Annotated in this window: 25 protein-coding genes; 12 read left to right on the forward strand and 13 right to left on the reverse strand. The window is 71.0% G+C overall.

Annotated features, from left to right (window positions below):
• Window positions 1-121: 121 nt before the first annotated feature.
• The 3 genes from KBX71_RS20725 to KBX71_RS20735 form a co-directional block, all read right to left on the reverse strand.
• The gene (locus KBX71_RS20725) at window positions 122-1,459 is read right to left on the reverse strand and encodes a pitrilysin family protein (protein WP_210819663.1); all 1,338 of its coding nucleotides are present in this window, start codon (window positions 1,457-1,459) and stop codon (window positions 122-124) included.
• The gene (locus KBX71_RS20730; protein WP_210819664.1) at window positions 1,456-2,745 is read right to left on the reverse strand and encodes a pitrilysin family protein; all 1,290 of its coding nucleotides are present in this window, start codon (window positions 2,743-2,745) and stop codon (window positions 1,456-1,458) included. The genes KBX71_RS20725 and KBX71_RS20730 overlap by 4 nt, the downstream gene beginning before the upstream one ends.
• 206 nt (window positions 2,746-2,951) lie before the next feature.
• The gene (locus tag KBX71_RS20735) at window positions 2,952-3,170 is read right to left on the reverse strand and encodes a hypothetical protein (protein WP_196929803.1); all 219 of its coding nucleotides are present in this window, start codon (window positions 3,168-3,170) and stop codon (window positions 2,952-2,954) included.
• A gap of 273 nt (window positions 3,171-3,443) precedes the next feature.
• Here KBX71_RS20735 and KBX71_RS20740 point away from each other — a divergent pair, with 273 nt between their 5' ends.
• The 3 genes from KBX71_RS20740 (at window position 3,444) to KBX71_RS20750 (ending at window position 5,430) form a co-directional block, all read left to right on the forward strand.
• Window positions 3,444-4,538 (forward strand): 3-deoxy-7-phosphoheptulonate synthase, encoded by a 1,095-nt coding sequence (locus tag KBX71_RS20740; protein ID WP_196929802.1) that lies wholly within the window; start codon window positions 3,444-3,446, stop codon window positions 4,536-4,538.
• A gap of 440 nt (window positions 4,539-4,978) precedes the next feature.
• Window positions 4,979-5,212, forward strand: a complete 234-nt coding sequence (locus KBX71_RS20745) for a hypothetical protein (RefSeq protein WP_231398081.1) — start codon at window positions 4,979-4,981, stop codon at window positions 5,210-5,212.
• Window positions 5,213-5,235: 23 nt separating this feature from the next.
• Window positions 5,236-5,430 carry a hypothetical protein gene (locus KBX71_RS20750; protein WP_091405645.1) on the forward strand — a complete coding sequence of 65 codons (195 nt, stop codon included), beginning with the start codon at window positions 5,236-5,238 and terminating at the stop codon, window positions 5,428-5,430.
• Window positions 5,431-5,484: 54 nt separating this feature from the next.
• On the opposite strand, the gene KBX71_RS20755 is transcribed toward KBX71_RS20750, so the two are convergent.
• The 3 genes from KBX71_RS20755 to KBX71_RS20765 are packed head-to-tail and all read right to left on the reverse strand — an operon-like array spanning window position 5,485 to window position 6,751.
• The gene (locus KBX71_RS20755; protein WP_210819665.1) at window positions 5,485-6,024 is read right to left on the reverse strand and encodes a DUF1360 domain-containing protein; all 540 of its coding nucleotides are present in this window, start codon (window positions 6,022-6,024) and stop codon (window positions 5,485-5,487) included.
• 53 nt (window positions 6,025-6,077) lie between these two features.
• Entirely contained in the window at window positions 6,078-6,410 is a 333-nt protein-coding gene (locus KBX71_RS20760; protein ID WP_210819666.1) for a hypothetical protein, read from the reverse strand.
• Window positions 6,410-6,751 carry a DUF6158 family protein gene (locus KBX71_RS20765; RefSeq protein ID WP_372432775.1) on the reverse strand — a complete coding sequence of 114 codons (342 nt, stop codon included), beginning with the start codon at window positions 6,749-6,751 and terminating at the stop codon, window positions 6,410-6,412. Before KBX71_RS20765 ends, KBX71_RS20760 begins: the two co-directional genes overlap by 1 nt.
• A 131-nt stretch (window positions 6,752-6,882) precedes the next feature.
• Between KBX71_RS20765 and KBX71_RS20770 the strand changes: the two genes are divergently transcribed.
• On the forward strand, window positions 6,883-7,305 hold the full coding sequence (locus KBX71_RS20770; RefSeq protein WP_205780261.1) for a hypothetical protein: 423 nt from the start codon (window positions 6,883-6,885) through the stop codon (window positions 7,303-7,305).
• A 25-nt stretch (window positions 7,306-7,330) separates the two neighbouring features.
• Window positions 7,331-7,660 (forward strand): DUF3817 domain-containing protein, encoded by a 330-nt coding sequence (locus KBX71_RS20775; protein WP_210819667.1) that lies wholly within the window; start codon window positions 7,331-7,333, stop codon window positions 7,658-7,660.
• A gap of 58 nt (window positions 7,661-7,718) precedes the next feature.
• Here the strand turns inward: KBX71_RS20775 and KBX71_RS20780 are convergent, their stop codons facing one another.
• A complete protein-coding gene (locus tag KBX71_RS20780) occupies window positions 7,719-8,240 on the reverse strand; it encodes a DUF6232 family protein (protein ID WP_196929798.1) in 522 nt (173 codons plus the stop codon).
• A 500-nt stretch (window positions 8,241-8,740) separates the two neighbouring features.
• Between KBX71_RS20780 and KBX71_RS20785 the strand changes: the two genes are divergently transcribed.
• On the forward strand, window positions 8,741-9,718 hold the full coding sequence (locus tag KBX71_RS20785; RefSeq protein ID WP_210819668.1) for a C40 family peptidase: 978 nt from the start codon (window positions 8,741-8,743) through the stop codon (window positions 9,716-9,718).
• Between the two features lie 72 nt (window positions 9,719-9,790).
• Here the strand turns inward: KBX71_RS20785 and KBX71_RS20790 are convergent, their stop codons facing one another.
• From KBX71_RS20790 to KBX71_RS20805, 4 genes are all read right to left on the reverse strand, one after another.
• Entirely contained in the window at window positions 9,791-10,780 is a 990-nt protein-coding gene (locus tag KBX71_RS20790) for an RNA polymerase sigma factor RpoD/SigA (protein WP_196929796.1), read from the reverse strand.
• A 375-nt stretch (window positions 10,781-11,155) separates the two neighbouring features.
• The gene (gene murQ, locus KBX71_RS20795) at window positions 11,156-12,097 is read right to left on the reverse strand and encodes an N-acetylmuramic acid 6-phosphate etherase (RefSeq protein ID WP_210819669.1); all 942 of its coding nucleotides are present in this window, start codon (window positions 12,095-12,097) and stop codon (window positions 11,156-11,158) included.
• Window positions 12,094-13,008, reverse strand: coding sequence for a MurR/RpiR family transcriptional regulator (locus KBX71_RS20800; RefSeq protein WP_124823035.1), 915 nt, complete (start codon window positions 13,006-13,008; stop codon window positions 12,094-12,096). Before KBX71_RS20800 ends, murQ begins: the two co-directional genes overlap by 4 nt.
• A gap of 76 nt (window positions 13,009-13,084) precedes the next feature.
• A complete protein-coding gene (locus KBX71_RS20805) occupies window positions 13,085-14,101 on the reverse strand; it encodes an NAD-dependent epimerase/dehydratase family protein (RefSeq protein ID WP_210819670.1) in 1,017 nt (338 codons plus the stop codon).
• 151 nt (window positions 14,102-14,252) lie between these two features.
• Here KBX71_RS20805 and KBX71_RS20810 point away from each other — a divergent pair, with 151 nt between their 5' ends.
• A complete protein-coding gene (locus KBX71_RS20810; protein WP_210819671.1) occupies window positions 14,253-14,945 on the forward strand; it encodes an SDR family NAD(P)-dependent oxidoreductase in 693 nt (230 codons plus the stop codon).
• On the opposite strand, the gene KBX71_RS20815 is transcribed toward KBX71_RS20810, so the two are convergent.
• Window positions 14,930-15,598, reverse strand: coding sequence for a dTMP kinase (locus KBX71_RS20815; RefSeq protein WP_210819746.1), 669 nt, complete (start codon window positions 15,596-15,598; stop codon window positions 14,930-14,932). The genes KBX71_RS20810 and KBX71_RS20815 overlap by 16 nt on opposite strands.
• A 182-nt stretch (window positions 15,599-15,780) precedes the next feature.
• On the opposite strand from KBX71_RS20815, the gene KBX71_RS20820 reads away from it, so the two are divergent.
• The 5 genes from KBX71_RS20820 to KBX71_RS20840 all read left to right on the forward strand — a co-directional run bounded on the left by KBX71_RS20820 (window position 15,781) and on the right by KBX71_RS20840 (window position 18,216).
• On the forward strand, window positions 15,781-16,365 hold the full coding sequence (locus tag KBX71_RS20820; protein ID WP_196929791.1) for a nucleotidyltransferase family protein: 585 nt from the start codon (window positions 15,781-15,783) through the stop codon (window positions 16,363-16,365).
• A complete protein-coding gene (locus KBX71_RS20825) occupies window positions 16,362-16,637 on the forward strand; it encodes a hypothetical protein (protein WP_124823215.1) in 276 nt (91 codons plus the stop codon). The genes KBX71_RS20820 and KBX71_RS20825 overlap by 4 nt, the downstream gene beginning before the upstream one ends.
• A 10-nt stretch (window positions 16,638-16,647) precedes the next feature.
• Complete coding sequence (locus tag KBX71_RS20830) at window positions 16,648-17,424, forward strand: metallophosphoesterase (protein ID WP_091405690.1); 777 nt, start codon at window positions 16,648-16,650, stop codon at window positions 17,422-17,424.
• The gene (locus KBX71_RS20835; protein ID WP_007464364.1) at window positions 17,415-17,558 is read left to right on the forward strand and encodes a GPGG-motif small membrane protein; all 144 of its coding nucleotides are present in this window, start codon (window positions 17,415-17,417) and stop codon (window positions 17,556-17,558) included. The genes KBX71_RS20830 and KBX71_RS20835 overlap by 10 nt, the downstream gene beginning before the upstream one ends.
• A 163-nt stretch (window positions 17,559-17,721) precedes the next feature.
• A complete protein-coding gene (locus KBX71_RS20840; protein WP_124823214.1) occupies window positions 17,722-18,216 on the forward strand; it encodes a TspO/MBR family protein in 495 nt (164 codons plus the stop codon).
• Between the two features lie 52 nt (window positions 18,217-18,268).
• Here KBX71_RS20840 and KBX71_RS20845 read toward each other — a convergent pair whose 3' ends face one another.
• Window positions 18,269-19,042, reverse strand: coding sequence for a M23 family metallopeptidase (locus tag KBX71_RS20845; RefSeq protein WP_210819672.1), 774 nt, complete (start codon window positions 19,040-19,042; stop codon window positions 18,269-18,271).
• Between the last annotated feature and the right edge of the window lie 245 nt (window positions 19,043-19,287).

The raw sequence follows: 19,287 nt of genomic DNA on the forward strand, positions 1-19,287 counted from the left end.
CCCCTCCCCCGTCGATCATGAAGTTATTGCCGCGACACGCCGCGGCAAGTGACAACAACTTCATGATCAACGGGAGGGGGCGGGGTGCGCGCCGGGAGGGGGAGGGGGTGGGGGTTCGGGGCTAGGGGAGGAGGGTTCCTAGGGCGGTGGACTCCAGGTCGTCGCGGATTACCGCGGCGTCGCCCTCGATGACCAGGGTGAGGGCTTCCGGGTGCAGGTGGGTGGCTGCCGCCGCGGAGACCTGGTCCACGTCGGCGGAGAGCAGCGACGCGCGCAACCGGGCGTGGTAGTCGTCCGGCAGGTCGTGCACCACCAGGGTGGTCAGCGCGGAGGCGATCGCCCGGGGGCTCTGCAACTCGACCGAGAGCTGCCCGGCCCGCCAGGAGCGGGCCACCTCCAGCTCGTCCTCGGTAACCCCGATGGCCTGGGTACGGGTGATCTCGCCCACCGCCTCGACCAGGGCCGGCGCGGTCACCGCCGTCTGCACGCCGGAGCTGACCGCGAACCGGCCGAACCGCCGCGACGCGGCGAAGTCACCCCGGATGCCGTAGGTGTAGCCGTGCACCTCGCGCAGCAGGTGGTTGAGTCGGGACGTGAACGCCCCGCCGAGCACCGTGCCGGCGAGCGTCACCGGCACGTAGTCGGGGTGCGCCCGGTGTGGTGACGGGTGGCCCAGCCGCAGCGTGGACTGCACCGACCCGGGCCGGTCCACCAGGATGATCCGTCGACCGGTGTGCAGCGGCACCTCGATGGGGCCGCCCCGCTCGGCGGGGCCACCACCGGTGCCGGCGAACGCCGCGGCGGCCAGGGCGTCCAGGTCGATGCGTTCCAGGTCACCGGCGACGATCAGGGTGCCGGGGCGCAGGAACCACTCGGAGTGGAAGACCGTCACGTCCTCCACGTCCAACCCGGCAACCGACTCCGGGTCGCCGTGCATCGGCCGTCCCCAGCGGTTCTGTGCGCCGAACAGGTCGGCCCGCAGGGCGGCGTCGGCGCGCGGGCCGGGGTTGGCCCAATCCATCCGGAGCGCGGTCGCCTCGTCGTCGCGGACCCGACGTACGTCGGCGGGGTCGAGCCTGGGCGTCCGGACTGCCTCGGCGAGCAGCTCCACGGCGGCGCTCAGCCGGTCCACCGGAATCACCACGCTGGCCTGGAACGAGTCCCAGTCGAGGCCGGTCGACAACGCGGTGCCGAGCCCTTCGACGGCGAGCGCGTACGCGGCGGCGTCCCGCTGCGCGGTCCCCTCCTCCAACGCCTTGGCCAGCACACCGGACAGGCCCTCCTTGCCGACCGGCTCCTGGCCTGCGCCCACGTCGAGCAGCAGCAGGGCCACGGCGAGGTTCTGCCCCGGCAGGTGCGCGGCGACGACCTGACCACCGGCCACGGTGCGGCGGACCACCGGCGGGAACCGGTACGGGCGGGCGGCACCCGGCCCGGGACGGTCGGCGATCAGCGTCATGAGGTCTCCTCGGGCAGGTAGGTCAGGGTCACCCGGTCGGTGGCGAGCACGTCGGCGGCGGCCTCGGCGATCTGCTCGGCGGTGACCGCGAGCAGGGCCGGCAACTGGTCGGCGATGCGGGCCGGGTCACCGAACTGCGTGGTGTACCGGCCGAGCAGGTCCGCACGGCCGTCGACCGTGGACAGCTGACGCCACCACCCGGTGCTGAGCAATGCCTTCGCCCGGTCCAGCTCGGCGGCGGTGACCGGCACGGTGGCCAGCTCGTCGACGACCTCGGCCAGCCCTTGGGCCAGCCGCTCGGCGCTCACTCCGGGACGGGCGGTGGCGGTGGCGATCAGCGGCGCCGGGGCGTGGGCGAGGTCCACCCCGTACGCCCCGACCAGGTCCGGCTGTGCGATCCGCTCGCCGTCGGCGAGGCGCTGGTAGAGGCGGCTGCCCCGGCCGCTGCCGAGGACGGTGGCGAGCACGGTGATCACGTTGTATTCCGGGCTGCCGAACGGGTAGCTGCGGTGGGCGATGTACACCCGCGGCGCCGGCACGTCGGCGCTGACCGACTCCACGGCCGTCTGCCCGGTGGCGGGGACGCTGCGGCCGTCCGGCGCCGACGGGATGTCGTCACGGGCGGGCAGCGCGCCGAAGTACTTGTCGGCGAGCGCGAACACGTCGGTGGCGGTGGCGTCGCCGACCACTGTGAGCACCGCGTTGTTCGGCGCGTAGTAGGTCTGGTGGAACGCCTGGAAGGTCGCGAGGTCGGCGGCGTTCAGGTCGGCCATCGAGCCGATCGTCGCGTGGTGGTAGGGGTGCCCCGGCGGGTAGAGCAGCGGCAGCAACCGCAGCCAGGCGTCCCCGTACGGCACGTTCTCGTAGCGCTGCCGGCGCTCGTTCTTGACCACGTCCCGCTGGTTGTCCAGCGTCTCCTGGGTGAGGGCGGGGACCAGGCCGCCCATCCGGTCGGCCTCCAACCAGAGCGCCAGCTCCAGGTGCTCGGCCGGGACCGTCTCGAAGTAGTTGGTCCGGTCCGGGTTGGTGGTGGCGTTGAGCGAGCCGCCGGAGCCCTGGATCAGCTTCATGTGCTCGGTCTTCGCCACGTTCACGGAGCCCTCGAACATCAGGTGCTCGAAGAGGTGGGCGAAACCGGTCTGCCCGGCCGGCTCGTGCCGGGAGCCGACGTCGTACCAGAGGTTGACGGCCACAGCGGGCGCGGTGCGATCCTCACTCACCACCACGCGCAGGCCGTTGTCCAGTCGGGACGTCTGAATGGGCCAGGGGTAACCACTGTCGGGCATGCCCCCGACGCTATCCGATCTCGGAGGCGGAAAGGTGACGTGCGGTCGGTCGGCGAGCCGACCTGGGCGGCATCGGGGCCGCCGCGCTGGGTACCGGAGAGGAATGACCGTCGGCAGTGGGGCCGTGGCGGCTGGTCGGTCAGGTCAGCCTCGGTGCTCAGCTCAGCGACCTACCGGGGGTCGCGTCGGGCGCGCGGGGCGACCGCTCAGTCCGGGGGTTCGACAGCGGCCACGGTCTGATCCGAGGTACGACGTTCCAGCACCGTGTCCGGTGCGGCGTTCTGGTCCGCGGCGCGGATGTCCGACTCGGCGAGGATGGCCTCCGCCTGCGCCTCCGGGTCGTCGCTGCCCACCGCCGTCTCCTCGGGCAGGAGGTGGTGCGCGCGGGACTCCACCCGCTCCTGATCGCTCTGCTCGTGTGTCATGGCACCCCTGTTACCCCGACCTCGCTCTCGGCACGCGATGTTCGCCCCGCATCTTGGGACGACAGTCCGGGTGTCCGCCTCCGGTCGGGTACGCTGGCCCGGTGACGCGTTCCTATCGATGGTTTATGCGGCCGGCTCGCACGCCGGTGACTTCCCCATGAACTGACGTCACCACGGACCGAGCCGGCTGGGCAGGAGCTGTCGTTCCTGCCCTTTTGCGTACGAGCAGCCGGCTCGTCCCGGGCACCGGCCCCGGGCACGGTCGGCGGAAGGATGCCCACCGTGACGACCCCGGAGACCGATCGGGTCAGCGATCAGCGGATCGACCGTGTCGTGCCGCTGACCACGCCCGCCCTGCTGCACCACGAGTTGCCCCTGGACGCCCCGCTCGCGGCGGCGGTGCTGACCGGCCGTCGCGCGGTCGGTCGCGTACTGGACCGCGAGGACGACCGCCTGCTGGTGGTGGTCGGCCCCTGCTCGGTGCATGATCCGGCCGCCGCCCTCGACTACGCGCAGCGTCTGCGGACGGCAGCCGACCGGCTGGCCGACGACCTGCTGATCGTCATGCGGGTCTACTTCGAGAAGCCCCGCTCGACTGTCGGCTGGAAGGGCCTGATCAACGACCCGGGTCTGGACGGCAGTGGGGACGTCAACACCGGCCTGCGGCTGGCTCGGGCGCTGCTGCTCGACGTGCTCCGCCTCGGCCTGCCGGTGGGTTGCGAGTTCCTCGACCCGATCACCCCGCAGTACATCGCGGACACGGTGGGCTGGGGCGCGATCGGTGCCCGCACCGTGGAGAGCCAGGTGCACCGCCAGCTCGCTTCCGGCCTGTCCATGCCGATCGGCATGAAGAACCGCCCGGACGGCAGCATCGGCACCGCAGTGGACGCGATCCGCGCCGCCGGGGTGCCGCACGTCTTCCCCGGCATCGACTTCTCCGGCACCCCGGCGATCATGCACACCCGGGGCAACACCGACGGGCACCTGGTGCTGCGCGGCGGGGGCGGCCGGCCCAATTACGACGCCGAGTCGGTCGCCGGTGCGCTCGACCTGCTCCGCGCGGCCGACCTGCCGGAGCGACTGGTGATCGACGCCAGTCACGCCAACAGCGGCAAGGACCACCGCAACCAGCCGCTGGTCGCCGCGGACGTGGCCGCGCAACTGGCCGCCGGTCAGCGTGGGATCACCGGCGTGATGCTGGAGTCGTTCCTGCTGCCCGGCCGACAGGAACTCGACCCGACCCGCGAGCTGGAGTACGGGCGTTCGGTCACCGACGCCTGCCTCGGCTGGGACGACACCGCCGAGGTGCTCGACCACCTCGCCTCGGCCGTGCGGGCCCGGCGGGCCACGCTGCCGACGACTGTGTGACCGCCAACACCTCAGCGCACGGAACACGAGCGGGGGTCGGCTCGTTGACAGGGGTGTCGGTGTGTCCAGTGTCCCCGGGCCTCACCTAAATAGCCTTCGCGGAATACCGTCCGGCTGGAGCCGCTTAGTGCCACTCGCCGAGAGGCGACCTGCACACCGACACCAGCGCCGCCCCCGGCCCACAAGGCCGGGGGCGGCGCTGTCTGTATTCGGCGAACACCAGCGGATCGGCCTGGCCGAGAGGGCCGAGCAACATCACCCTCGCCCTCCTTCGCCCCCGCTACGTCTTTGCCTCCCTTTGCTCCGCACCCGCCCACGCACCACCTACCGAGCGTGACTGTCGCCTGGGCGGGTGCAGAGCAAAGGAGGGTTCGCGGGGCTGTCGACCGAGAGCGCAGGCCGCCACCGGGGTGACGTTTGACCGATTCCGCCCCGGGTAGCTGATCGAGGTGACCGACGACGCATCCGTGGCCGGCGAGCCGGACACCCAGGCCCTCGATGACCTGCTCGACGACATCTTCCGGGCGCAGGAGCGGGTCACCCAGGCTGAGATCTACCGCCAGGCGGTGGCCGCCGAACTCCCGCCGGACCTGCTCGCCCGCATCGACGCGCTTCCCGAGGGCGAGTACTCGGTGGACGAGGCCAGCGACCTGCTGGGCGGTTCCATCGGGTGAGCTACCGCAGAAGGGACACCGACATGACGCACCACGAGGATCACGACGAGAAGGTGCCGGCGCTGGGTCAGCCGCCGAAGGGCCGGGACACCACGCCCGAGCCGGACTTCGCCAACGAGCACGACCGCACGGCGGTGGATCGGGACATCATCACCGGGGCGGACGAGGACGAACGGGAGCCGGAGTCGCCGCACGGTTGGTCCGGCATGCAGCGCTGAGGACGTACGAAAGGGGGGCCGACGTGTGCCGGCCCCCCTTTCGTGTCCTGCTCGTCAGTCGTCGTCGTGCCCGCCCTCGGCGGCCTGCTGCGCCGCCGCGTACGCCATCTGGAGGAAGTCGGAAGCGGCGACCGCCGTCAGCGCGGTGGCCACCAGGCGGGTGAGCCGGGGCGCGAGCACCAGGCCGCCGGTCAGCCCGGTGGCCACCCAGACCGCCAGGCAGAACGGGCAGCTCAACAGCTCACCGATGGCGTGCCGGGTCGGACTGCCCGAGTCGCGAACCTGCTCCATCACCTCGCCGCTGCCGATCGGGCGGTCGTAGCGGGTGAACGGCGCCCGCAGCGGGCTGGTCACCGCGTCCTTGGACAGCAACCGACTCAACTTGTGCGTGGCGATGGAGAGCAGCACCACGTCGGACGGCGCGGGGCGCTCCGGCACCGGCCGACCGGTCGCCTTGACCAGGCCGGCGATAGCCCCGGTCACCCCGGCGTAGGCGCCCATCGCCACCAGGTAGCCGCCGAGCGGCCGGTGTTCGTGCGGCGCGTACGCCCGGCGCAGCCGGGTCGCCTTCTGCCGCAGGCCAGTGTCGCTCACCCGATCTCCTCACATGTCGTGGTGGTGCGTGAGTGGCGTCCCGCGTGGCCGGCTCAGCCGGCCTGGAGGTTGTCAGCGACCTCGCGCACCAGGTTGGCGAGCGCTTCGTCGGCCAGTTGGTCCGGACCGGACCCGCCCGACCCGTCGGCCAGGTCGAGTTGGATCCGGGCGCCCCCGGAATCGGCCGGCTCGACCCGGATCTCGGCGGACCAGTCGTCGCCGTCGCCCCAGCGGGCGCGCAGCTCCTCACCGCTGATCTCGGCGGCGGGGCTGCCGTCGCCACGTAGTGGCTCCGGCAGCCAGGCCGAGGCCCGGTCGGGGTCGGTGGCCGTGCTGAAGACCACCTCGGGCGGCGCGGACATGCCACGCACGGCGCGCGCCGCCATCAGGCGTCCCGCAGGCGGCTGGGGTCGACCTCGCGACCCGGGTGGCGGGCCAGGTACTCGGTCTCCAGCTCCGCCGTGCGGCGCAGGTGGTTGGCGAGTGCGGAGTCCGCCGCGTGCCGCAGGGTGTCCAGGCGGGTGCGGTGCAGGCTGTGCATCTCGCGGATCAGGTCCTCGTCGGTCAGCTCCGTCGGGTCGATGCCGAGCAGATCGCCGTCGAGAGCGGAAGCGCCGGCCGGGTCGGCGAGCTGATCGCCGCCCCACTCGGGCACCCGCTGCTCCGGGCTCATATCCGCGCTGCCGCTGGACGCGAAACCGTCTTCACGTACCGATCCGGTCATGATCGCCCCCCTTGATCTCGTTTGGGCTGGCGTCTAGACGATTGCCCAGGCGTGGTGATGCCAAACCAAGCCGGCGAGGCGACAACTACGACACGGTGTCGGAGACCGGCAGCGCCCCCGGTACCCTCGATGCCATGAGGCGGCTCTGGACCCCGGCGTGGATCGCGCGCCACGTGGCCATGGTCGTGCTGGTCGTGGGCTTCCTCGGGCTGGGCTGGTGGCAGATCAGCCGGGCCACCGCCGGCAACAGCCTGAGCTGGGGGTACGCGGTCGAGTGGCCGATCTTCGCCGGCTTCGTGGTCTACGTGTGGTGGCGTGAGGTGAAGCTGGCCCGACGCAGGGCGGCGGAGGCCGACGCGCCGCCAGCGGATCCGGCCGTCGAGCCGGCGCCGGCGGTCACCAGCGGGTCCCGACCGGCGGTACGCCGACCGGTACGCGTGTCCCGGGTGCCGGCCACCGGCGATGTCGTCGAGGACACCGACCTGGCCGCCTACAACCACTACCTGTCATGGTTGAACGCCAATCCGGGCGCCCGGCCCGGTGACTATCCCGGCTGAGCCGGGCTCGGAAGGACGGACGAAGGTGGGCGCTGCCCTTACCCGGTACCGCGTGATCGCCTGGATCGTGGGCGTGGTGCTGATCCTGCTGGTCGTGATCGGCATGCCGCTGAAGTACGCGTTCGACAACCCGGTCGTCGTGGAGACGATCGGGCCGGCGCACGGCTTCCTCTACATGATCTACCTGGTGGCCGCGTTCGACCTGAGCCGCCGAGCCGACTGGCCGCTGAAGCGGATGCTGCTGGTGATGCTGGCCGGCACCGTGCCGTTCGTCTCGTTCTACGCCGAGCGCCGGGTCAGCGCCTGGGTGGCCGCGCCGCAGGAGGCACGGGCGCCGGAGCCGATCGCTCACTGAGCTTGCTGAACGGCCGGTGGGCCGACGCGAGCCCGGCGCCGGTCCACCGCGTGCCGGATCAGCGGTTGGGCCGCCACGGGTCCGCTGCGGCGAGCGGGTCGACCCAACCGCCGTAGCGGTTGACCTCCCTGGCCCGCAGCAGCGACCGGGTGACCTGGCCGAACTGCCGTTCGTCGTCAGCGCTGAACAGCAGCACCTCCGACCCTTGGTACCACCCCCACAGTTCGTGGGGCGGTGGGCGCCAGCGGTCCCCGACCAGGGCGAGAGCGGCCGGGAGCAGGAACACCGCGCCGAGGATCAGGTACGCCTCGGCGGTGAGGCGTTGCAGACCGCCGGTGAAGCCGAGGAGCACCCCCACACCGCCGAGCATGCTGGCGGTGATGACGACGGCCCGAACGGCGATCCGGTCGTGCGGGCCCCGGGTGGTGCGCAGGTGGGTCAGGTCGGCGACCCGGTAACTGTTCCGACCGACGGTGAACCGGTCGACGGTCACGATGATGCCGGGTCGCGCGTACAGCAGGGTCGACCGGGCGCCCGGCACCGTTCGCGGCGGTCGCGTCTGTGCGCCTTCACGATTCACGGTTCCTCCCGCAGGGGACGGTTGGCCGAGTGGACCCGCCGGTGGCAGTCATCGCTGTCTGTCGACGGGATTCCCGGCTCCGGACTTCATTGTGTTGCGGCACTGCCAGTCGACCTGGGCATTTACGGGCTCCCGACAGCTCGCCACGACGGGTGACATCGCCGAGAAACAGCATCCATTTCGGGTTTTGTCGGTTATGGCGACCAGGGATCCGGCGGCATACGCCCGGAACGACGAAGGTCGCATATCCGTCACTAGCTCGCGAAAACGGCCATATTCCGTCGTTCCTAGGCGTCATCAGCCACGATGACGCCACCCAACCCAGGGGCACGACCCGCAACTCTCCCAACTTTCGCCCCTGCTTCAACTGCGAGCGACAACAGTCCCGGGTTAGGTTGGGCGAGCCGGTCCGGCACAGTGCCGTCCGCCCGGATGGCCCCGGCCGGTGTCGTCGAGGGCGTCAGCAGCCCCGGCGGCCGTGGGAGAGGGGCCTTCCGCTCTTGTCATCCCTGAGAAATCTGCTGCGCACCGTGGCGCTGGTCGGCATGTCGGCCGCGCTGATCACCCCGACGGCGGTGGCCCAGGCCGAGCCGTCCCCCGCCGACCTGACCCGCCAGATCGAGACGTCCTCGGCCGAGCTGGAGCGGGTCGTCGAGTCGTACAACAAACTGCGTGAGGAGATCAAGACAAACGAGGCCGCCGTGGCCCGATTACAGACCCGCATCGGCCCACTCGAACAGCAGGTCGAGCAGAGCCGGGCCGACGTGGCCCAGCTCGCCTCCACCGCGTACAAGAGTGGCGGCCTGCGCACCGCGGAGGCCCTGCTGCGTTCCGGCGGCTCGGCCGCACTGCTGGACCGGCTCGGCACGATCGAGCAGTTGACCCGCCAGCGGCAGGAGAGCATCTCCGGCTTCACGGCCGACCAGCAGCGGCTGCTCGACGAGAAGACCCGCCTGGACGCGACCCTGGCCCGGCAGGCCGCGCAGGCTCGCCAGCTCACGGCGGGCAAGAAGCAGATCGAGCAGGACCTGGCCAAACTGTACGAGCTGCGCCGGCAGGCGTACGGGGCCGCCACCGAGCGACCCGAGCCCAAGGCGGCAGCGACCGAGGCGAAGAACGTGCCCGCCGTGTCCGGTGCTGCCGGCACGGCGGTGCGCTACGCGTTCGGCGCGATCGGCAAGCCGTACGTCTGGGCAGCCGACGGGCCGAACGGCTATGACTGTTCCGGCCTGACCTCGGCGGCCTGGCGGGCGGCCGGGAGGTCCCTCCCGCACAACACGCGGATGCAGTGGAGTGCGGTCGCCCACATCGGGCGGGGCGACCTACGCCCCGGCGACCTGGTCTTCTACAGCGGGCTCGGGCACGTCGCCCTCTACGTGGGCGACGGCCAGGTGATCGACGCGCCGAGCGCCGGTCGCAACGTGCTCAAGCGCGGCATGAACATGATGTCCATCCAGGGTTACGGTCGGGTTCGCTGACCACGATCGGCAACGGCGAACGGCCGGCGTCCCCCTATCGGACGCCGGCCGTTCGCCGTCATTGCTACCAGGTCAAGCTGCCTGCAGCCCCTCCGCCCGGGCCAGCTCGCGGAGCCGGCCGAGAGCCTGGATCTCCAGCTGCCGGATCCGCTCGCGGGACAGCGAGAACCGGGACGCGACCTCGGTGAGCGAGTGCTCCCGGCCGTCCTCCAGCCCGTAGCGGGCCCGCATGATGCCGGCGGAGCGATCGTCGAGGTGGTTGAGCAGCCCTTCGATGCGCTGCCGCTCCAGACCGCTGAGGACGATGTCCTCCGGCGACGGCGCGTCACTGTCGGCGACCAGGTCCCCGAGGCTGGTGTCGCCATCGTCACCGACCGGGGTGTCCAGCGAAACGGTGTCCTGCGACCAGCGGCGCAGCTCGTTCACCCGCTCGACGGTGACGCCGAGGGCGGTGGCGATCTGCTCCGGCTCCGGGTCGCTGCCCAACTCACGGGTCAGCTGCCGCGCCACGTTGCGCATCCGGTTGACGTCCTCCACCAGGTGCACCGGCAGACGGACGGTGCGCTCCTGCTGGGCGATCGCCCGGCTGATCGCCTGCCGGATCCACCAGGTGGCGTAGGTGGAGAACTTGTAGCCGCGCTCGTAGTCGAACTTCTCGACCGCCCGGACGAGGCCGGTGTTGCCCTCCTGGATCAGGTCCAGCATGGGCATCCCCGAGCGCACGTAGCGCCGGGCGATCGACACGACCAGTCGGAGGTTGGCGCGGATGAAGAGGTCCTTCGCCCGATGCCCCTCGACGACCAGCCACTCCAGGTCGGCCCGGTCAACAGCGGCGGGAACGGCGTCCTCGCCGAGCAGGTGCTCGGCGTAGAGGCCGGCCTCGATCGCCCTGGAGAGCTCCACCTCCCGAGCGGCGTCCAGCAGTGGCGTCCGGGAGATCTCGTGCAGGTAGACGCCCACCAGGTCGCGTTCCTCGGCGACCTGATCGGTTCGCATGCCGATGTTCTTGTCCACGTTGCCCACGGTCCCCTCGCTCGCGCCGGTTGCCCGGTTCCTTGCCATTCCCCACACCTGTCAGCCCCTGGTAACTTCTGCTGTGCCCATCGGTGCTGACACCTACACAACAGATGAGACGTGTCGGGGATTCCTCGTCGTGAGTCGAAAGTGTCACGAATGCCTGAGTAGTAGCTGAGAGCACGGTCCATGTTTGCTGTCAGCACCCCATCGGGTGGCTCGCCACTGGGCACCACGTACGGGCTACGGCACCATGGCAACACCGCCCGCCGTGGGGGCACAGCGACCCGGGTCACCACAGCGATGCGATCCTGGTCACTGCCAGATACGCACCGGTGGACCGGTCGGTTCATCCAGGGGTGTTATTACCCCCCGGCCAGATGAACAATCCGAGGCCCCGTTCGCTTCCCGCGGCGGGTGACGCTACGAGGCGAGCAGGGCGAGTGCGCCGCGCACCTGGTCGGCCGAGCGGGCCAGCGCGGCCCGGGCGGCGTCGATCTCGGCGCCTGAGACGAGGGAGACGAGCGCCGTCTTCAGGTCCCCGTCGGCCTGGGTGAGGGCCTGCCGGGCGAGGTCCTCCGAGCAGCCGGTGGCCTCGACCAGGATCGAGATCATTCGTCCGCGGAGTTTCGCGTTGGTGGCCACCATATCGATCATGAGGTTCGAGTAGACCCGCCCCAGGCGCACCATGACGGCGGTCGAGAACGTGTTGAGCACCAACTTCTGTGCGGTGCCCGCCTTCATCCGTGTCGACCCGGTGACCACCTCGGGTCCGGTGTCCACCCCGATGAACACGTCGACCGACCGGGCGGCCTCCGCCTCCGGATTGGCGCAGAGCAGCACCGTCGAAGCGCCCTTGGCGCGGGCTGCGGCAAGCGCCCCGAGGACGTACGGCGTGCGTCCGCTGGCCGCCAGACCAACCACCAGGTCCCCGGCACGTACACAACTGGCCGCTTCGACCGCGCCGCCCCGGTCGTCGTCCTCGGCGTCCTCCACGGCCCGCCACATGGCGTCCGGGCCTCCCGCGAGGTGTGCGCAGAACCAGTGTCGGGGCGAGTTGAAGGTGGGGGCCAGCTCGGCCGCGTCCAGCACGCCCAGGCGGCCGGAGGTGCCGGCCCCGAAGTAGTGCACCCGGTGACCGTCGCGAAGCGCCTCGACCGCCAGGTCGACGGTGGTGGCGATCTCGTCGAGGACTGCGGCGACCGCCGCCGGCACCCGTCGGTCCGCCTCGTTGATCACGGTGAGCACGTCCCGGGTCGACATCAGGTCGAGGTCGACGCTGAGCGGGTTGCGCCGTTCGGTGGGGGCGCCCACCCGGACGGTCGGACGAGCGGGCGGTGCGGGCATCTCCGCACCGGCCGTCATGCCCGCCTCCGGTTGGCACCCACCCGGTGCGACTGGACCGCCTCGGCGGTCGCCTCCAGGGCCTTGCGGGCCCGGGCCCGGTTACGGGCGGCCACCCCGACGAAGAGGCAGTCGACAACGGTGAGCTGGGCCAGCCGGCTGGCCGTCGCGCCGGAGCGGTAGGTGGTCTCCCGGGCCGCCGTGGTCAACACGAAGTCCGCCACGTCGGTGATCGGCGAGCGCGGGAAGTTGGTCAGCGCCACTGTCGCGGCACCCCGGGTACGGGCCTGCTCCAGCACCTCGATCACGTCGGAGGTGGTGCCGGTGTGCGAGATGCCGATCGCCACGTCTCCCCGCCCGAGGAGGGCGGCCGAGGTCAGCGCGGTGTGCACGTCCGGGAAGTAGAACGCGATCCGGCCGATGCGGTGCAGCTTCTGCTGGAAGTCCGAGGCGACGAACCCGCTGGCGCCGGCGCCGTAGATGTCGATCCGAGCGGCACCGCTGATCGCCTCGACCACCTGCTCGCAGACGGCCGGGTCGAGTTGTTCGGCAGTCTCCTCGACGGCGCGGGCGTCGTTGAACGCGATGGTGGCGATGATCTGGGCGATGTCGGCACCGGGCGGGATGTCACCGCCGACCACTCTGGCGTCCGGTGGCTCGATCCGCCGGGCGGCCTCGGCGGCGAGGCGGATGCGCAGTTGGGGGTAGCCGTCCATGCCCACCGAACGGCAGAACCGGATGACTGTCGCCTCGGATGTCTCGGCTGCGGTGGCGAGGTCGGTGATTGTTCGCCGGGCGGCGGCCGCCGGGTCGGAGACGACCAGTCGGGCGACCCGCTGTTCGGCGGGCGACAGCGATGGCAACAGCCCGCTGATGTGGACGATCAGCCCACCGGGCTCGTGACTCGCAGAAATCTTCGGACTTTTCGCCACGGATGAAACTTACTTTCACAGGGCGTGAGCGTCAACTATGACTGTCCGAGGTGGGGGAAACTTCGATCAGCCGGGATCACCGGTCCCGCACAGCCTGCCACTTCCCCAGGATCGCCGCCTCATCCGCCGGGTCGAGTCCACCCTGCCGGACGGCCGTCGGATGCGCGGCCATCCAGGACGCGGTCGCCCGAACGGTGTCGGCCAGCGGACGGACCGTCAACCCGGCGTCCAGGGCCGGGCGGACGTCCCGGTCCATCAGACCAGCGGTCTCCGGCAGTCGCACCCAGAGCGGCAGCGCCCGCTCCCCCGACCACTCGCGTACGTCGTGGGACAGCAGGAACTCCTGATCGACCCAGGTGAGGAGCGGGTCGGCGACGCCCAACCCGGCGGCCACCCCGGCCAACAAATCGGCCCGGGACATCGTCGGACCCGTCCCGTCGTACGTGCCGCTGAGGCCGGCGCCCGCGGCGTGCAACAACCAACGCGCCAGATCGGCGACGTCCACGAACTGCACCCGGTCGGTCGGGCGTCCGGGTGCCAGCACCTCGCCACCTGCCGACAGCCGCCGCACCCAGTACGGGAAACGGTCGCTCGGGTCCTCCGCGCCGACGATCAGCCCCGCCCGGCAGATGAACGAACGGTCCTCGCCGACCCACTCCCGGACCAGCTGCTCGATGCTCACCTTGCACTCGCCGTACCAGCGGTGGTCCGGACCGATCGGCCCGTCCACGTCCGGCGGCGCCGGGGCCAGGATCGGCGCGTCCGCCGCGGTCTGGCCCGGGGTGGTGTGGTCCGCGTACACCGAGATCGTCGACACGAGCGACCAGTGGCCGACGTGGTCGGCAAGCGCGGCCAGCGCGTGCCGGGCATGGCTGATCTGGCGGGTCACGTCGACCACGGCGTCGAAGCCCGCGTCGGCGAGTGGGACGAGCGACTCGGGATCATCGCGGTCGGCCGCCACGAATCGCGCCCCGGCCGGCACGACGCCGGACACGCCCCGGGCCGCACAGGTCACCTCGTGACCCTGCTCGACGGCGAGCTTGGCCGTAGCCCGGCCGAGGAATCGAGTGCCACCCAGAACAAGGATCCGCATAAACCGATCCTGCGCCCCCAAGGCCGAAACCACCCACCCCCTCTGCCCAGGGCAGACCTCGATCATGAAGTTGTTGTCACTCAACGCGGCGTGTCACGGCAACAACTTCATGATCGACGGAGGGTGGGGTGGGGGGCGCTAGCTTGGGGGCATGGTTGTGCGCAGCGTTTTGGTTACCGGGGGGTTCGGCGGGTTGGGCGGGGCTGTCGTCACCGCGTTCGTCGAGGCGGGCTGGCGGGTGGTCGTACCGGAGCGGAGAGCCCGGCCCGGGTCGGAGCCGGCGGCGGCCGGACTGGTCCGGGTCGTCGCGGACCTGGGCGACCCGGCGGGCGCGGCGCAGGCGGTCGAGGCCGCCGCCGGCGAACCGGCGGCGCCGCTGCGCGCGGTGGTCAACCTCGTCGGGGGGTACGCCAGCGGCGGGTTGGTGCACGAGACGCCGGTCGAGGAGTTCGAGCGGATGCTCACCGTCAACCTGCGGCCGACCTACCTGGTCACGCAGGCCGCGCTGCCGCACCTGGTGGCGTCCGGCGGCGGCGCGGTGGTCTGCGTCTCGGCTCGCGCGGCGGTCGCCCCGTTCCGGGGCGCGGCCGGCTACTCGACGGCCAAGGCGGCGGTGCTGGCCTTCGCCAACGCGGTCGCCGTGGAGTACCGGTCGCAGAACGTGCGCTGCAACACGGTGCTGCCCAGTGTCATCGACACCCCGGCGAACCGGGCGGCCCAGCCCGACGCCGACCATTCCCGCTGGGTGACCCCGGACGAGATCGCGCCGGTGATCCGGTTCCTCGCGTCGGCCGAGTCCGCCCCGACCAGTGGCGCCACCGTTCCGGTCTACGGGCGGGCCTGAGCCACCACCGGGCCGAGGTCATCCCCGGCCGGCGCGGCCGGCGGCAGCCAGGTCTCCAGGTGCGCCTGAATCTGCTCGGTCACCTCCTCGGCCGGGCGGCCCGCGTCCACCAGCACGAAGCTGGGGTATTCGGGCAGTGCCCGGTAGGCGGTGTCGGCGGCGGTCAGCCACCCCATCGTCTCGTGGTCGGTGCCGCGTTCCTCGATGCGCCGGTACGCCTCTGCCGGGTCGACGGCGAGCAGGAAGGTCACCTGCGGCGTCGGGAACAGCCGGTAACCGGCGCGGGCGAGCCGCTCCCAGCGCTGTCCGCCGTGCGCCCGGATGCTCGCGTACTGGCAGGCCGAGTAGCGGTCCATCACCGCCGTCCGGCCGGTGAGCAGACAACTGAGCAGGGCGATGGCGATGGCGAGCCAGCGCAGCACCGACTCCACGGCCAGCACGCCGTCACGCCCGACGAGCCGTTGCGCGTCCGGCCGGCCGAGGCGGTGGGCGAGCCGGCCGAGCCAGCGCCGGCCACTGGCGTTGCGGCGGTAGGTGGCGGGGCGTCCGGCGGCGTTCAGTGCGTCGGCCAACCGGTGTGCCTGAGTGGTCTTGCCCGAACCGTCGATGCCGATCAGGGCGACGGTGCGCAATCGGGCCTTGCGTCGTCGCATCCCCGATGATCTGGCCACTCTCCACAGGTTATCCGACCCACGCACCTGCTCCGCGAGGTTTGTGGTGCTTTATCCCTGTTGACGCCCGACCGCGACACCAGCAGGTGTGGCCGACCGGAATGCCGGGTACCGGAGTCTGAAATCCAACCGCCGGTCCACCAACACGACGACGGAGGAACCAGATGGCTGAGCGCGGGGACGAGAGTCTTGTGCACACCCTCAAGAAGGTCGCCGCCGTGCTCAAGCAGTCCGAGATTCCGTTCGCCCTGGGCGGCAGCTTCGCCGTCTACGCCCACGGGGGCCACTCCAGCGACCACGACGTCGACTTCCTGATCCGGGAGGCCGACGTCGAACAGGCGCTGGAGGCTCTGGTGACCGCCGGCTTCGTGGCCGAGCGTCCACCCGAGGACTGGTTGGTGAAGGTGTTCGACGACGGCCGGATGGTGGACCTGATCCACCGGCCGATCGAGACACCGGTGACCGAGGAGACGTTCGCCGACACTGTCGTCCGGCCGGTGGACGCGATCCACATGCCGGTGCTGTCCGCCACCCAGCTGATGGTGCACAAACTGCTCAGCTTCTCCCAGCACTACTGCGACTTCGCCCGCGGCCTGCCGCTGGCCCGCTCGCTGCGGGAGCAGATCGACTGGGAACGGGTACGCAAGGAGACGCAGCACTCGCCGTACGCCGAGGCGTTCCTGGTGCTGCTGGACCGGCTGGAGGTGGTGCCGGACGCCGGCACCCAGCCAGGAGAGGGGACATCGTGACCCATCATCGCGACATCGGCGCCGGGCCACCGGACGAGTACGTCGAAGCGGAGATCCAACGGCTGCTCGTCGAGGACCCCGCCGTCGCCGAACAGGGGATCACCGTGATCCGACGGGAACGCGCCCTCGTGCTCTACGGCGAGGTGGAGAGCCCGCACCGGCGGGAGGAGATCCTGCGTCGGGTGTCCGAGCGCTTCCCGGACGTGCCGATCACCAGCGACATCGGGGTGATCCGCGCCCAGGCGCCCACGGAGATCGAGCAACTGCCCTGAGGGAGGTTCCATGGTGATCCGGATCGCCGCTGTGGGCGACGTGCATCTGGACGAGGACGTGGTCGGCCGGTTTCGACCGGCGTTGGAGGAACTGCCGGAGTGCGCCGACGTGCTGCTGCTGGCCGGGGACCTGACCCGCCACGGCACCGAGGCCGAGGCGCGCTGTGTGGCAGAGGAGTTCGGCGGGTTGGCCGTACCTGTGGTGACTGTGCTCGGCAACCACGACCACCAGTGTGATCAGGTGCCACAGGTGGTCAAGGTGCTGGAGGACGCGGGCATCACAGTGCTGGAGGGCAATGGCGTGGTGCTGGACTGCGCGGGTGGCCGGCTCGGCATCGCCGGCGTCAAGGGCTTCGGCGGCGGGTTCGCCGGGCGGTGCGCGAGTGACTTCGGCGAGCCGGAGATGAAGGCATTCGTGCGTACCACCACCGACAGCGCCGACCGTCTCGGTGCGGCGCTGCGCTCACTCGACTGCGACATGCTTGTCGCGCTCACCCACTACTCGCCGGTGCCGGACACCCTGGCCGGCGAACCGCTGGAGATCTACCCGTTCCTCGGGTCGTACCAGCTGGGGCAGGCGATCGACTCGGCGCCCACGGCGCTGGCCGTGCACGGGCATGCGCACGCCGGCACCGAGCGCGGCACGACCCCCGGCGGGGTACGCGTCCGCAATGTCGCGCACCCCGTGATCAAGCAGGCGTACAGCGTCTTTCACGTTGGCGATCAACTCGACACCGACCAGGTTTCCCCGATCGGCCAGTCGGGTAGTCAGAGGTCATGGAGCTGATTCTCTGGATTCTCGCAGTCGTACTCGTGGTCGCCGGCATCCTCGCGCTGTTCCGCCGGCAGATCCTGTGGGGCATCGTCCTCATCGTTGTCGGGCTGTTGGTCGGCCCGGGTGGTGTCAGCATCTTCAATTAGCGTTCGTCAGCCGTAATACCGGGACCCGCCGGGGTCGCCGCGACCGGAGCTTCGTCCTCCCGACAGAGGCACCGGCCGCAGCGATCCCGGCGTTTTTTGTGCGCCTGACCCGCCCCTCCCCGTGAGGCGGTTTGAGCCGACGCCGGGAGGAAATATCTCGACCATGGAGATATCTCGGGACGCGCCGGCGACCTCCGGGCGGCGAGCGTGGTGGGCCCTCGCCGGCTTCGCGGCGGCGGTCTTCGTCGCCGCCGCCATCGGCGGGCTGGGCGTGCAGGGCACCACCGACGAGTACGCGAGCCTGCGGCAGCCCGGCTGGGCGCCGCCCTCCTGGCTGTTCGGCCCGGTCTGGTCGCTGCTCTACGCGCTGATCGCGGTGGCCGGCTGGCTGGTGTGGCGGCGGGTCGGCTTCTCCCCCGCCCTCTGGGCGTGGACCGCCCAACTGGTCCTCAACGCGATCTGGACCCCGTTGTTCTTCGGCGCGGGGCAGTACGGGCTGGCGTTCGCCGAGATCGTGCTGATGTGGCTGGCGATCGGCCTGACAGTGGTGCTGTTCGCCCGGGTGTCCCGGGTGGCGGCGGCGCTGCTGCTGCCGTACTGGGCCTGGGTCACCTTCGCCGCCGCGTTGAACCTGTCGATCTGGCAGTTGAACAACTGACCTGCCGGTCCCCGGCGGCGGCGACCGCCGGGGACCGTGGGAGTTCGCCGGGTCAGCAGCGGGGCACGCCGGGGATGTATCCGTCGGAGCCGGTGTAGACGTACGCGTCGGCGATGTAGCGGCCGGAGCCGATCCGGTCCCAGATCGAGCTGGTGCCGTACGTGCCGGTGACCGTGGTGCCACTGGTCTGGCAGGCGATGGTCACCCGGGTCCCGTCGGCGACGGTGCCCACCGAGGCGTACCCGGTGCCGGGGCCGGAGCGGACGGTCAGGGGCGTGCCACTGGTGTCGACAGTGCCGTTGCCGCCGCCCGAGGAGCACCCGTTGTCACTGGTGTAGCTCTTGGTGCCCCAGTACAGCCCCAGGGCGCCGTTGAAGCGGACCTGGATGTCGGCGCCGTTGAGGCGCTGCTCGTAGTGCAGGTGTGGGCCGGTCGAGCCCCCGGTGCTGCCGACCCAGCCGAGCACCTTGCCGTACCCGACCGTCTGCCCGACCGAGACGTTGAAGCCGTTGAGGTGTGCGTAGTAGGTGCTGTATCCGCCACCGTGGTTGATCCGGACGTACTTGCCGTAGCTGGTGCCGCCGAGGTCGGTCACCCGGTCGACAGTGCCGGGGGCGCTGGCGACCACCGGGTCGCCGACGTCGTCGGTGCGGTTGAAGTCGACAGCGTAGGCCGGGCTGTGGGCCGACCGGGTCTGCCCGGACCAGGACTGGCCGCACGGGAACGGCACCTTGAAGGTCGGCGCGGCCAACGCCGGGGTCGCCGGCACCAGTGCTCCCCCGACGAGGAGGCCCGCCACCAGCAGGCTGATCCACCGCTTTCGCATACAGCTCCTCCTATGTAGAAAACCTTCGATCCGGTGCGCTCATCCTGACAGATATCGTCAATCTTCGAAAGAGTCCCCAGCGTGTCCCGGGAGCGCGCCCACCAGGCAGCCCGCAGGTTTCCGGATTGTTACTCGCTCGTGTCTGACTGGGGGTGGACCGCGCCGGATGCAAGCGCTTACATGTGTGCACGCCCAATCGGACCGGCGACGGGTCACCAGCACGACCGCGCCGGCTAGGAAGGAGG

Source organism: Micromonospora sp. D93 (genome assembly GCF_018070365.1).
Taxonomy (GTDB): Bacteria; Actinomycetota; Actinomycetes; order Mycobacteriales; family Micromonosporaceae; genus Micromonospora; species Micromonospora ureilytica.